Origin of the sequence: Amycolatopsis keratiniphila subsp. keratiniphila (assembly GCF_001620365.2) — a bacterium.
Classification (GTDB): domain Bacteria; phylum Actinomycetota; class Actinomycetes; order Mycobacteriales; family Pseudonocardiaceae; genus Amycolatopsis; species Amycolatopsis keratiniphila.
The window spans coordinates 43,243-55,469 of the sequence record NZ_LQMT02000017.1 but is presented as its reverse complement, the minus strand read 5'-3'; the positions used below and the strand labels follow the sequence as shown (position 1 = coordinate 55,469).

The 12,227-nt window shown below is 68.1% G+C and carries 18 protein-coding genes; 10 read left to right on the top strand and 8 right to left on the bottom strand.

What is annotated here, in order from left to right; all coding sequences use genetic code 11:
• Nucleotides 1-6: 6 nt before the first annotated feature.
• A complete protein-coding gene (locus AVR91_RS16965; protein WP_063272074.1) occupies nt 7-627 on the top strand; it encodes a UdgX family uracil-DNA binding protein in 621 nt (206 codons plus the stop codon).
• 1 nt (nt 628) lies between these two features.
• Here AVR91_RS16965 and AVR91_RS16960 read toward each other — a convergent pair whose 3' ends face one another.
• Nucleotides 629-820: a hypothetical protein gene (locus AVR91_RS16960; protein WP_063272073.1), complete on the bottom strand. Its 192-nt coding sequence runs from the start codon at nt 818-820 to the stop codon at nt 629-631.
• 118 nt (nt 821-938) lie between these two features.
• Nucleotides 939-1,901 carry a TIGR03557 family F420-dependent LLM class oxidoreductase gene (locus AVR91_RS16955; RefSeq protein ID WP_063272090.1) on the bottom strand — a complete coding sequence of 321 codons (963 nt, stop codon included), beginning with the start codon at nt 1,899-1,901 and terminating at the stop codon, nt 939-941.
• Between the two features lie 111 nt (nt 1,902-2,012).
• On the opposite strand from AVR91_RS16955, the gene AVR91_RS16950 reads away from it, so the two are divergent.
• From AVR91_RS16950 to AVR91_RS16940, 3 genes are all read left to right on the top strand, one after another.
• Complete coding sequence (locus AVR91_RS16950) at nt 2,013-2,345, top strand: hypothetical protein (protein WP_063272072.1); 333 nt, start codon at nt 2,013-2,015, stop codon at nt 2,343-2,345.
• A 64-nt stretch (nt 2,346-2,409) separates the two neighbouring features.
• Nucleotides 2,410-2,862 carry an ATP-binding protein gene (locus AVR91_RS16945; protein WP_063272071.1) on the top strand — a complete coding sequence of 151 codons (453 nt, stop codon included), beginning with the start codon at nt 2,410-2,412 and terminating at the stop codon, nt 2,860-2,862.
• Entirely contained in the window at nt 2,859-3,647 is a 789-nt protein-coding gene (locus AVR91_RS16940) for a SigB/SigF/SigG family RNA polymerase sigma factor (protein WP_063272070.1), read from the top strand. The genes AVR91_RS16945 and AVR91_RS16940 overlap by 4 nt, the downstream gene beginning before the upstream one ends.
• Before the next feature lie 179 nt (nt 3,648-3,826).
• On the opposite strand, the gene AVR91_RS16935 is transcribed toward AVR91_RS16940, so the two are convergent.
• The 3 genes from AVR91_RS16935 to AVR91_RS16925 all read right to left on the bottom strand — a co-directional run bounded on the left by AVR91_RS16935 (nt 3,827) and on the right by AVR91_RS16925 (nt 5,208).
• Nucleotides 3,827-4,156 carry a DUF3140 domain-containing protein gene (locus AVR91_RS16935; protein WP_063272089.1) on the bottom strand — a complete coding sequence of 110 codons (330 nt, stop codon included), beginning with the start codon at nt 4,154-4,156 and terminating at the stop codon, nt 3,827-3,829.
• Between the two features lie 28 nt (nt 4,157-4,184).
• Nucleotides 4,185-4,649, bottom strand: coding sequence for a hypothetical protein (locus AVR91_RS16930; protein WP_063272069.1), 465 nt, complete (start codon nt 4,647-4,649; stop codon nt 4,185-4,187).
• Nucleotides 4,650-4,746: 97 nt separating this feature from the next.
• Nucleotides 4,747-5,208, bottom strand: a complete 462-nt coding sequence (locus AVR91_RS16925; RefSeq protein WP_037344283.1) for an SRPBCC family protein — start codon at nt 5,206-5,208, stop codon at nt 4,747-4,749.
• A 136-nt stretch (nt 5,209-5,344) separates the two neighbouring features.
• Between AVR91_RS16925 and AVR91_RS16920 the strand changes: the two genes are divergently transcribed.
• From AVR91_RS16920 to AVR91_RS16895, 6 genes are read left to right on the top strand one after another with little or no spacing between them, the layout of a single operon-like run.
• Nucleotides 5,345-5,758, top strand: a complete 414-nt coding sequence (locus tag AVR91_RS16920) for a phage holin family protein (RefSeq protein ID WP_063272068.1) — start codon at nt 5,345-5,347, stop codon at nt 5,756-5,758.
• Complete coding sequence (locus AVR91_RS16915) at nt 5,755-6,060, top strand: DUF3618 domain-containing protein (protein ID WP_063272067.1); 306 nt, start codon at nt 5,755-5,757, stop codon at nt 6,058-6,060. The genes AVR91_RS16920 and AVR91_RS16915 overlap by 4 nt, the downstream gene beginning before the upstream one ends.
• Nucleotides 6,057-6,323, top strand: coding sequence for a DUF4235 domain-containing protein (locus AVR91_RS16910; protein ID WP_007030245.1), 267 nt, complete (start codon nt 6,057-6,059; stop codon nt 6,321-6,323). Before AVR91_RS16915 ends, AVR91_RS16910 begins: the two co-directional genes overlap by 4 nt.
• A gap of 2 nt (nt 6,324-6,325) precedes the next feature.
• Nucleotides 6,326-7,621 (top strand): NAD(P)/FAD-dependent oxidoreductase, encoded by a 1,296-nt coding sequence (locus AVR91_RS16905; RefSeq protein ID WP_063272066.1) that lies wholly within the window; start codon nt 6,326-6,328, stop codon nt 7,619-7,621.
• Between the two features lie 11 nt (nt 7,622-7,632).
• Nucleotides 7,633-8,136 carry a hypothetical protein gene (locus AVR91_RS16900; protein ID WP_063272065.1) on the top strand — a complete coding sequence of 168 codons (504 nt, stop codon included), beginning with the start codon at nt 7,633-7,635 and terminating at the stop codon, nt 8,134-8,136.
• A 29-nt stretch (nt 8,137-8,165) separates the two neighbouring features.
• Nucleotides 8,166-9,956, top strand: coding sequence for a thiamine pyrophosphate-requiring protein (locus AVR91_RS16895; protein ID WP_063272064.1), 1,791 nt, complete (start codon nt 8,166-8,168; stop codon nt 9,954-9,956).
• Between the two features lie 3 nt (nt 9,957-9,959).
• Here the strand turns inward: AVR91_RS16895 and AVR91_RS16890 are convergent, their stop codons facing one another.
• From AVR91_RS16890 to AVR91_RS16880, 3 genes are all read right to left on the bottom strand, one after another.
• A complete protein-coding gene (locus AVR91_RS16890; RefSeq protein ID WP_063272063.1) occupies nt 9,960-10,721 on the bottom strand; it encodes a glucose 1-dehydrogenase in 762 nt (253 codons plus the stop codon).
• A 35-nt stretch (nt 10,722-10,756) separates the two neighbouring features.
• Entirely contained in the window at nt 10,757-11,353 is a 597-nt protein-coding gene (locus AVR91_RS16885; protein ID WP_063272062.1) for a TetR/AcrR family transcriptional regulator, read from the bottom strand.
• 435 nt (nt 11,354-11,788) lie between these two features.
• Nucleotides 11,789-12,157 carry a winged helix-turn-helix transcriptional regulator gene (locus AVR91_RS16880; RefSeq protein ID WP_063276213.1) on the bottom strand — a complete coding sequence of 123 codons (369 nt, stop codon included), beginning with the start codon at nt 12,155-12,157 and terminating at the stop codon, nt 11,789-11,791.
• Nucleotides 12,158-12,227 lie beyond the last annotated feature (70 nt).

Genomic DNA, 12,227 nt, shown 5'->3' with positions numbered 1-12,227 from the left:
GCGGCCATGGCGACCAAGGCACCCGGGGCGGATCCGCCCGAGACCGCCGACCTGGGCAAGCTGCGTTCGGCGGCGGCCGGTTGCCGCGGCTGCGACCTCTACCGCGACGCCACGCAGACCGTCTTCGGCGAAGGCACCCGCGCGGCGGAGATCATGGTGGTCGGCGAACAGCCCGGTGACCAGGAGGATCGGCAGGGTGCCCCGTTCGTGGGGCCCGCGGGGCGGCTGCTCGACCGTGCGCTCGACGAAGCGGGTTTCGACCGCCGGAAGATCTACGTCACCAACGCGGTCAAGCACTTCAAGTTCAAACGCGACGAGCGCGGCAAACGGCGTATCCACAAGACGCCGTCGAAGACCGAGATCGTCGCCTGCCGTCCGTGGTTGCACGCCGAACTGACGGCGGTCCGCCCGGAGCTGCTGATCTTCCTCGGCGCCACGGCGGCGAAGGCGCTGCTGGGCGACGACTTCCGCATCACGCGCAGCCGCGGCGAGCGGATCGACCTCGCCGAGTACGCCACCACCGCGGTCGCCACGGTGCACCCGTCCGCGGTCCTGCGCGCGCCGGACCGCGACGAGGCCTATCAGGCCTTCGTCGCGGACCTCGTGGCGGCGCGCGGCGCCCGCTGAATCAAGCCACTTCGGAACTGCTGCCGCGGTCGTGCAGGCCGAGCATGTCCAGCAGGGTCGCGCAGTCTTCGGGGCTCTTGGCCCGCGAAGCCACGGCGAGGGCCGCCCTGCGGCGGATGGCCTCCTGCTCCGGCGTGTCCTGGCCTTCCGGAAGCAGGTCCGGCACCGGATGAAGTCCGAGGTCGTTGTGCATCGGTTCCCCCTTGGCTGAAGGATGACGTGACTGCTTGGTACCCGCGCTCGCGGGTTTGAACACAGGTGTCCCCGTTCGGGTGCGCGGAGACACAGCGCACCTGCTCCGTCCGGGTGAATCAGCTCCGCAACGCCGGGAGCAGCGTGTCCTCGGCGAAGCGCAGGAAGCCTTCTTGCTGGTCGCCGCCGATCTGGATCAAAGCCACATCGGTGAATCCGGCGGCCTCGAATTCGCCCACCCGCTTCACGATCGCGTCCACGTCGGGACCGCACGGGATCGCCGCCGCGACGTCCTCCGGCTTGACGAACTGCGTGGCCCCGGCGAACCCCGCGGGCCCCGGCAGCTCGGCGTTGACCTTCCAACCGCCGCCGAACCAGCGGAACTGCTCGTGCGCCCGCTGGATCGCCGCGTCGCGATCCTCGCCCCACGACACCGGCAGCTGGGCGATCTTCCTGGTGGGCGGGCCGAGTTTGGTGGCATCCCACTCGCGGCTCAGCGCCTCGTCCGGCTCCACCGCGATCATCGCGTCGGCGATCGGCGCGAACCGGGTCACCGACTGCGACCCGGACACCGCGACCGCGACGGGCACGCGCTGCTCCGGCAGATCCCAGAGCTTCGCCGAGTCCACGCGGAAGTGATCACCCTTGTAGTTGAAGTAGCCGCCGTCGAAGAGCCCGCCGATGATCTGGACCGCTTCGGCGAGCATCTCGTGGCGGACGTTCGCCGGCGGCCAGCCGCGGCCGACGACGTGCTCGTTGAGGTTCTCGCCCGCGCCGAGCCCGAGGGTGAACCGGCCGTCGGACAACGCCTGGACGGTCGCCGCCTTCTGCGCCACCACCGCCGGGTGATACCGCATGATCGGGCACGTCACGAAGGTCATCAGTTCGACCCGTTCGGTGCTCTGGGTGACCGCTCCCAGCACGCTCCACGCGTACGGCGAATGCCCCTGCTCGTCGAGCCACGGCGAATAGTGGTCGCTCATCACCTCGAAGTCGAATCCCGCCTTCTCTCCTCCGGCGGCGTATCCCACCAGGTCCTTCGGTCCGGCCTGTTCGGTCATGAGTGTGTAGCCGATGCGCATCGAAGCCTCCTTCGCGTCGACCTCCGCGTACCCGCCCGCTCCCGGCGTCAACCGGACGTTTATCCGGCGAATCGATCGGGGTACCTGACCCGCAGAAGGAGAGGAGCCGCGATGCCGCAGCAGGCTTGGAGCGACAAACGAGAACGTCAGTACGAGCACATCAAGGACTCGGCGAAGGACCGGGGCGCGAGCACCGACCGGGCCGAGGAGATCGCCGCGCGGACGGTGAACAAGAACCGCGCACAGGCGGGCGAGTCTCGCGAGGCGAGCCGGACGTCGCTGAAGGACATGTCACCGCAGCGGCGAGGTGGCAAGCGGTCCGGCAACCGGTTGGGCCCGAACGGCCCCACGAGGGACCAGCTCTACAACGAAGCGAAGCAGCGGAACGTCAAGGGCAGGTCGAAGATGTCCAAAAAGGAGCTTCAACGAGCTCTGGGCCGTTGAGCACGCGTCGCGCGGCGGATCCCCGTCGCGGTCATCCCACGGCCAAGGACGGATGGATTTCGTAATGGACGCATACGGGCGGGGTGGCCTGACCCCGCAGACCCGATCCCAGTCGGACGGCGTGTCCGACCGGGTCGAACTCCGCCTGCCCGCCGAGGCGGAGCAGATCCCCCTCGTCCGCACGCTCACCCACGGTGTGGTGGCGCGCGCGGACTTCGGCTTGGACGCCATTTCAGACGCGAAGATGGCCGTCGACGAAGCCTGTTCCCAACTCGTCCAGCCCGCAGAACTGGGAGCCGTTCTTTGTTGTGTCTTTCACCAGATACCGGAAGGAATCGCCGTCTCGATCTCGACGAGGACGAGCAAGCCCTATCTGCCGAGCGAGACGACCTTCGGCTGGCACGTCTTGACGACCTTGACCGGGTCGGTGACCGCACGCTGCGAACCGATCCCCGGCGAACTGGGGGGCACGACGACCATCGAGCTCGTCCTGACCCCGGGAACGAGCGACGGGTGAGTGGCGAGCGCAAGACACTCACCCGGCAGGCTGACGACTACGCCCACTGCGAGCCTCTTTTCGAGGAGTTGTCGTCACTGCCGGAGGGCTCTCCGCGCCGCCAAGATCTGCGTGCCCGGCTCGTCACCGAGCTCCTGCCGCTGGCCGAGCACATCGCCACCAGGTTCTCCGGCCGGGGCGAACCCCGCGAGGACCTGGTTCAGGTGGCGCGGATCGGCCTGATCAACGCGGTCGACCGGTTCGACCCCGGCCGTGGGCACGACTTCCTCTCGTTCGCCGTGCCCACGGTGATGGGCGAGGTCCGGCGTCACTTCCGGGACACCGGCTGGTCGGTCCGCGTGCCGAGGCGGCTCAAGGAACTCCACGTCTCGCTCAGCCAGGGCACGGCCGCGCTGTCCCAGCGGCTCGGCCGCGCGCCGACGCCGACCGAACTCGCCGAATACCTCGGTCTCGAGGTCAACGACGTGCGCGAAGGTTTGCTGGCCGGCCAGGCGTACCAGACGTTGTCGGTCGACAAGCCGGTCCACGACAACGCCACCGAGGCCCTCTCGCTCGCCGACACGATCGGCGAGGAGGACCACGACATGGCCCTGGTGGAGACCCACGAGGCGCTGCAACCGCTGCTGCGGGAACTCCCGAAGCGCGAACGCGCGATCCTCGTCATGCGGTTCTTCGGCGGCTACACCCAGACGCAGATCGCGGAACGGATCGGCATCTCGCAGATGCACGTCTCACGACTCCTGTCGCAGACGCTGGAACAGCTGCGCGGGAAGCTCTCGGAATAGCACCGAACGGCGATCATGCGTGATTGAAGACCGCACACGCGTGATTGGGGGCGGAACTCTCTGTTCCGCCCCCAATCCCGCGTGATCCGGCTCTGATCACGCGTGTTCCGGCTCCAAGCACACGTGAAGGCCCCCTTCACTGCGTCCAGCGCAGTGAAGGGGGCCTTCACGTACAAGGATCAAGCGGGTTTCAGCGGGTCGTGCCCCATCGACATCAGCTTGTGCCGCCAATGCGCCTGGCCCGCGACCGGTTCCAGATCGTCCCGCCGCTCGTCCCCCACTCGGCGGACGACCGAGCGCATCACGCGTTCGTCCTCGGCGGTGAGGTCGGTCCGGCGCTTGCCGAGGATGCCCAGCACATGCCGCCCGGTCGGCGTACCCGCCTGATCCGGCAGTGCCTCGTCCTCGTCGTCGGCCGACCGCGTGCGCAGCCAGTCGGCCAGTTCCCGCGAGGTCATGTTCACCACGCGGTGGAACTCTTCCCACAGTTCGTCATCGATCTCGTGCACGGCGAAACCTCCTGCCAGCACTCGACTTCTACGGCGTCGTGTACGGCGCCTGGTGTTCGATCGACGGGCTCGCCGTCGGGTAACGACCGTCCTGCCCGGGAACCGGAGTCACCGTCGTGCCCTGCTGTTCGGGCTCGACGCGCTGCCGGGGACGGTTGATGACCGCTTCGGCCTCCTGCTCACCACGGATCCGCGAAAGCACGCTGAGCGTGATCGCATGGGCGATGGCCAGCACCAGCAGCAGAACGCCTAGCCTGCCCACCACACCGGGCAGGTCGCTGCCCCCGATGTCGATGGTCGACAGCAGCGCCAAGACGCCCAACGTCGCGAGGTGGAACAGCACCGTCACGAGCCACGTCATGGACGCGCCCGCGGCCGGATCCCCGTGGGAACCCCGCAGGTAGCGTTTACCGCTCTGGTAGATGATCAGACCGTCGAGCATGACCAGCGCCACCCCGATGACGAGGAAGGCCACGTATGCGTTGGTAGTCATGCCGGAACGCTCCCTTCGTAATGGACCTCACCCCATGAGATACCCGGGACCTCCCCCTGGAAAACGCCGCCTTCCAGGGGAGGATCCCGGGCGGTGGTCAGCTGCCGGGGCGGTCCACGTCACCGCGCCACGCGCCGGATTCGCGGCCGCGGCTCTCGATGAATTCCTTGAACCGCTTCATGTCGCCCTTGATCCGGCGGTCGAGTACGCCGAGTTTGTCGGCGACGTTCTCGGCGAAGCCTTCCGGGTCGATCTCCATCTGCGCCGTGACACGGGTCTTGTTGTCGTCGAGGCGATGGAAGGTGATGACGCCCGCGTGGTCGGGACCGGAGTCCGACGTCCACGCGACACGTTCGTCGGGATGTTGCTCGGTGATCGTCGCGTCGAATTCCCGGCTCACCCCACCGAATTTGGTCACCCAGTGGGTGTGGGTCGCGTCGATCTGACGGATCTCTTCGACACCTTCCATGAACTGCGGGAAGCTCTCGAACTGAGTCCACTGGTTGTACGCGGTCTTCACCGGGACTTCGACGTCCACCATTTCGGTGATCGTGCTCATGCATCCTCCTGTCGGTTGGGTGCTTTTCGAGCCGGCACTCCCCGGCTACCCGGCGCTCAGTGGAGCGAAACACGCTGTGATTGACCCGGCGGACGGCCGGGTACCCGGCGGGCAGAACACTCCGAGGAGGTGCCCCATGATCGAAGAGACCCACCGGAAGCCGCCCGAGGACAGGTCGGTCGGCGAACTGGTTTCCGATCTCAGTGACGAGGTCAAGCACCTGGTCCGCGACGAGATGCGGCTGGCCGTGTTCGAGTTGCAGGGCAAGGGGAAGAAGATGGGAGTCGGCGCCGGATTGTTCGGCGCGGCCGGCGTTTTCGCGCTCTTCGGCCTGGCGACCCTGATCGCCGCCGTGGTCCTGGCCCTCGCTTTGGTCATGCCCGCGTGGCTGGCGGCCGTGGTGACCGGCGCGGCGCTCCTGCTGATCGGTGGCCTTTCCGCCATCGTCGGCAAGAAGGAGGTCACGAGCGCGACCCCGCCGGTGCCGGAAGAAGCCATCGAGGGTGTCCGTGACGATGTCGACACCGTGAAGCAGGGAGTGCGCTCATGACCGACTTCCCCAAGAACGCCGAAGAAGCCCGCGCCGATCGCGACGTGACGCGCGAAGAACTCACCGAGACCCTCGACGCGCTGGGCAAGAAGATGGACGTCAAGGCGAGGGTGAACGACAACCTCGACGCGAAGGTCGATCAGGCCAGCGCCGCGATCTCCGACAAGGTTTCCGAGCCCGCGGCCGAAAAGTTCCGCCAGGGCACCGAAATCGTCCGTGCCAACCCCGTACCGATCTTCGCCGGTGTGCTCGCGTTGCTCGTCACCATCCGGCTGATCCTGCGAAAGAGGTCTGCGTCGTGAACAAGGTTCTCTACAAACCGCTGAACATGGTCGTGAGCGCCGCGGGCGGTGTCCTCGCCGGGATCGCGTTCAAACAGATCTGGAAACGCGTGAGCGGTGAGGAGGACGCGCCGAACGCCACCGACCGCGACTTCACCTGGACCCAGGTGATCGTCGCGGCCGCCGCGCAGGGCGCGATCTTCGGCGCGGTGAAGGCGGCCACGGAACGGGCCGGCGCGGTCGGCTACCGCAAGGCGACCGGCGACTGGCCCACGGAGGACTGACGATGCGCGTTGTGATCATCGGAGGTGGCTTCGCCGGGTACAACGCGGCGAAGACGCTGCTCAAGTCGGTCGGCGACGACACCGAGATCGTGGTGCTGAACCCGACCGACTACTTCCTCTATCTCCCCCTGCTGCCCGAGGTCGCCGCCGGCATCTTGGAACCGCGCCGGATCTCGGTGTCCATCCCCGGCACGCTGCGCGGGGTGCGTCTCGTGCTCGGCACCGCCAAATCCGTCGACTTCGACGCCCGTAGCGTGAGTTACGTCGACCCCGAGGACCGTGAGCATCACCTCGGCTACGACCGCCTGGTGCTCGCCGCGGGCAGTGTCAACAAGCTGTTGCCGATCCCGGGCGTACCGGAATACGCCCACGGTTTCCGCGGGCTGCCCGAAGCCCTGTACCTGCGGGACCACATCACCCGGCAGATAGAGCTCGCCGCCTCCGCGAAGGATCCGGCCGAACGCGACGCGCGCTGTACGTTCGTCGTGGTCGGCGCCGGCTACACCGGCACGGAGGTCGCCGCGCAGGGTCCGGCCTTCACCGCCGCGCTCGCCGCCCGGCATCCCGAACTGAAGGAACAGAAGATCCGGTGGCTCCTGCTGGATCTCGCCGACCGGGTGCTGCCGGAACTCGACCGGCGGCTCGGCACCACCGCGGACGAGGTGTTGCGCGCACGCGGCGTCGAGGTGCTGATGAAGACGTCGATCGAGAACGCCGGGCAGGACGGGGTCACCCTGACCTCCGGTGAATCCGTGCCGACCCACACCCTGGTGTGGTGCGTCGGCGTCCGGCCGGATCCGCTGATCGAGGACCTGGGCTTGAAGACCGCCAAGGGCAGGCTGGTCGTGACGGCGCAGCTGAACGTCCCCGGACGGCGCGATGTCTACGCGTGCGGGGACGCGGCGGCCGTGCCGGATCTGACCCGGCCCGGCGAGTACACGCCGATGACCGCCCAGCACGCCGAACGGCAGGGCAAACTCGCGGGCAAGAACGTGGCGGCTTCCCTCGGCCACGGGTCGCACGGCACTTACCGGCACCACGATCTCGGCTTCGTCGTCGACCTCGGCGCGCATCAGGCGGCCGCGAATCCCTTGCACATCCCGCTTTCCGGATTCGCCGCGAAGGCGGTCACCCGCGGCTACCACCTGCTGGCCATGCCCGGCAACCGGCTGCGGACCGCCACCGACTGGGCGCTGGACGCGGTGACGAAACGGCAGACCGTCCAATTAGGACTAGTCCGCTCGGGTTCGGTGCCGCTGGACACGGATTCCCCCGAACTCCCCCGCACGAACTGCTAGAGGAGACGACCATGACCGCCGAATCCGATCCCGTCCGCGCCGAAGGCCCCTCGGTCGTCACCGACGGCGGCGACGAAGGGGCGAAGCTGCTGGTCCTCGACCCGGCCGGCGAGGGCAACCACGGTGAACTCCCGGCGACGTGGCGGCCGCTCGCGGCCCAGCGCCAGATCATCTGGTGCAGGCTGCCCGTCGACGGCGCGCTCAGCCAGGCCGAAGACGTCCTCGGCGACGCGGAACCCGGCGGCCCGCCGATCGACGTGGTGGCCGCCGGCGGTTCGGCCGCGGACGCGCTGCGGCTGGCCGAACGCCATCCCGGCGCGGCGGCCCACGTCCTGCTGGTCGACCCGGTACCGGACGAGTCCTCCGAGCTGGCCGAACGGGTGCGTTCCGCCGGGACCGCGGTGGCCGTGCTGCCCCACAGCACCGGTGAGCCCTACAACCGGGTCCCGCCGCCGCTGCCGCTCGGACATCCGGACGTCGTCGCGGGGGTCACCAAGATCCTCGAGGACGTTTAGCCGGCGCGGAGGGGCGGTATCCGGCGCCCATGAGCGAAACCGTTGCGGACCATGTTCTGACCAGGCTGCGCGAATGGGACGTGGAGCAGGTCTTCGCCTATCCCGGCGACGGCATCAACGGGCTGGTGACCGCGTTCGGCGCGGCGGAGAACAAGCCACGTTTCGTGCAGACGCGCCACGAGGAGATGGCGGCGTTCGCCGCCGTCGGATACGCGAAGCTGAGCGGACGGCCCGGCGTCTGCATGGCGACGTCCGGACCCGGGGCGATCCACCTGCTCAACGGCCTCTACGACGCCAAACTCGACCACGTGCCGGTGGTGGCGATCGTCGGGCAGACGGCGCGCAGCGCGATGGGCGGCAGCTACCAGCAGGAGGTGGACCTGCAGGCGTTGTTCAAGGACGTCGCGAGCGAGTACCTCGTCGAGGTCAACGTTCCCGAGCAGCTGCCGAACGCCCTCGACCGCGCCCTGCGCACCGCCATCGCCCAGCGCGCGCCCACGGCGCTCATCATTCCGGCGGATCTGCAGGAGGAGACCTATCAGCCGCCGCAGCACGAGTTCAAGCACGTGCCGTCCTCCCCGCCCGACCACCCGCGGGCCAGCGTCATCCCGCCCTCGGACGAGATCGCCCGCGCCGCGGAGGTGCTGAACGCGGGCGAGAAGGTCGCGATCCTGGTCGGCCAGGGCGCGCGCAACGCCGTCACCGAACTGCGCGAGGTCGCCGAGCTGACCGGTGCCGGAGTGGCGAAAGCGTTGCTGGGCAAGGACGTCCTGTCCGACGACCTGCCGTACGTCACCGGCTCCATCGGACTGCTCGGCACGCGGCCGACGTACGAGATGATGCGGGACTGCGACACGCTCCTGATCGTCGGCTCGAACATGCCGTACGCGCAGTTCCTGCCGGAATTCGGCCAGGCGCGGGGCGTCCAGATCGACATCGATCCCCGGTTCCTCGGGCTGCGCTATCCGACCGAGGTCAATCTCCTCGGCGACGCGAAGGGCACCCTGCAGCAGCTGATCCCGTTGCTGGCAGGGAAAACCGAGCACGGCTGGCGCGAGCGGATCGAGAAGAACGTCGGCGAGTGGCAGGAGACGCTGACCCGCCAGGCGATGCTGGACGCGGAACCGGTCAACCCGATGCGGATCGTGCACGAACTGTCCGAGCGGATCCCCGAGGACGCCATCGTCACCGCCGACTCCGGTTCGGCCACCAACTGGTACGCCAGGAATCTCCGGATGCGCGGCCGCATGCGGGGCACGCTTTCCGGGACCCTCGCGACGATGGGTTCCGGTGTCCCCTACGCGATCGGCGCGAAGTTCGCCCATCCCGACCGGCCGGTGATCGCACTGGTCGGCGACGGCGCGATGCAGATGAACGGGATGGCGGAACTGCTGACCATCGCCCGGTACCGCGAACTGTGGACGGACCCGCGCTGTGTCATCTGCGTGTTCCACAACGGGGATCTGAACCAGGTCACCTGGGAACTGCGCGCGATGGGCGGCGCGCCGAAGTTCGAGCCGTCGCAGACCCTGCCGGAAGTGTCCTATTCGGACTTCGCGCTGGAGATCGGCCTCGGCGGGATCGCCGTCGACGATCCCGCCCGGCTCGGCGAGGCGTGGGACGTCGCGCTGTCGGCCGACGTGCCGACCGTGCTCGACGTCCGCTGCGATCCCGAGGTGCCGCCCATTCCGCCGCACGCCACCTTCGAGCAGGTGAAGTCGATGACCGAAGCCGTCCTCAAGGGCGAACCCGACGCCTGGCACCTGTTGACACAGGGCATCAAGACGAAGATGCAGGAACTGCTGCCCTCGCGCCGCTGAGGTTCACGCGCTGGCGCCGCCGTCGAGGACGATGTCGTGTCCTACGACATACGCCGCCTCGTCCGACGCCAGCCACAGGACCGCCGCGGCGATCTCCTCGACCGCGCCGATCCGGCCGAGCGGGATGACCGCGCCGAGCCGGGCGGCGCGGTCGGCCTCGGATTCACCGGGCCGGAACGACATATCGGTGTCGGTGGCGCCCGGGCTGACCGCGTTGATCCGGATGTCCTCGGCGATGTGGTCGCGGGCGGCGGTGCGGGTCAGCACGTCCACGGCGGCCTTCGAAGCGGCGTACGCGGCCATACCCGGCAGCCGGCTGTGCGATCCGATGTTGGACGACATGTTGACGATGGCTCCCCCGCCACCCTTACGCATCTGGGCGATCTCGTGCTTCATGGACAGCCAGGTGCCGGTGAGGTTCGTCCGAACGACGGCGTCGAAACCGTCTTCGTCGAGATCCGCCGTCGGCGCGGGACTGCCGAGGATGCCGGCGTTGTTGAACGCGATGTCGAGTTTGCCGTGTTTCCGCACGGTCTCGGCGACGAGACGCTCGACCTCGGAGCCGACACTCACGTCCGCGGTCACCGCGTCGGCCGTCCCGCCGTCCGCCTCGATCTCCTTCACGGTCTGACGCAGCTTCTCGCCGTCTCTCCCGGAAACGACGACCTGAGCACCTTCGCGCGCGAAGGCCGCCGCCGTGGCGCGCCCGATCCCGGATCCTCCCCCGGTTACCAGGACGACCTTGCCGCTGAATCGCTTCCCCACAGTGGTTACCACTTTCTGGTCCGATCGTTCCATTATCAATGCTTGCGAGCGGCTTCGAGAACTGCGATGGCCTGCCTCGCCGTCGCCTTGACCCGCGCCGCGGGATCGGGCCCCTTGCCCAGTACCCGCATGCCCTGCAGGACGGTGAGCAGGAAGCCCGCCAGCTCTTCAGGATCGGCGGTGGCGTCGAGCTCGCCCTGCGCCTTCGCACGGCTCAACGCCATCCGCACCGCCAGCTCGAGCGCGTCCCAGCTGCGCTCGATCACCCGCACGACCTCGGGATCCTTCGGCATCATCTCCATGGCGGCGTTGACCACGAAACAGCCTTTGCGCCCCGATTCGCCCAGGATTTCGGCGAGATAGCGGTCGATGAGCCGCCGCACTCCCGCGAGCGCCGGCCCCGGCCCGGCGAAGTCCTCGACGAACCGCTCGTTGCCCCGGGCGATGTAGCGATTCAAGGCCGTCAGGTACAGCTCGTGCTTGGTACCGAAGGTCGCATACAGGCTCGCCTTGCCGATGCCGAGCTCGGCGACCAGGTCACTGACGGAGGTGGCTTCATAGCCTTGCCGCCAGAACAGTTCCAGCGCGGCTTCGCAGGCCGCGTCGACGTCGAATTCCTTCACCCGGGACACGACAGGAGCTTAACCACATCTGGACCGATCGGTCAAATAAGGGTTGGTTTGGCACTGGGCCCGTGAGTGTTCAGGACGGTTAGAGCCAAGGGTGCCTAAGTACCTACGCGGAGGGCGGCTGCGGCTGATCCAACCTGCGTCAGTAGGCACTAGCGGAGTGGTGGGCTGAAGGCTCCCTTCACCGAGTCTGATGCGACGAAAGGAGCCTTCACCTCCCGGTCGGCTACGGGGAGCGGCCGTTCGGTCGCAGGTGTCGCCTCGTGAGTGTTTTTGGTCGCTAGAGCCAACCGTGTCCTGGTGACTCGCCGGACCCGCTGGGTGCCGGCCTTGACCCGAGGGGTTGCGAAAGCCACTTTCGCAACGTTCAAGGTTGCGAAAGTGGCTTTCGCAACGCGTCCGCCCGACCCCGAAGCGGGCCCGGACACCAACAGCCGCTCAGCTACCCGAGTCGTAAGCCGACCGAGCCTCTTCCACCTTCGGCAGGTTCTCCGTCGACCAGTCCGCGAGGGTCGCGAACAGCGGCGCCAGACTCCGCCCGAGGTCGCTGATCTCGTACTCGACCCGGGGCGGCACCTCGGCGTGATAGGTCCGGGTGATCAGACCGTCGCGTTCCAGCTGCCGCAACCGTTGCGTCAGCACCTTCGGCGTGATCGAGCCGATGCGCCGCTCGAGTTCGACGAACCGCTGCCTGCCGAACTCGTTGAGCGCCCACAGGATCGGCGTGGTCCAGCGGCTGAAGACGAGGTCGACCACCGGGGCGATCGGGCAGGCCTGTTCGGGTGTGGTCGAGGCGTCGGCGCGCATGAACCCAAGGTACGCGGGTTGCCGAGTTGTCATGATCCGGACACCCCATGGCCCCGTTCGTGCGCGTAAC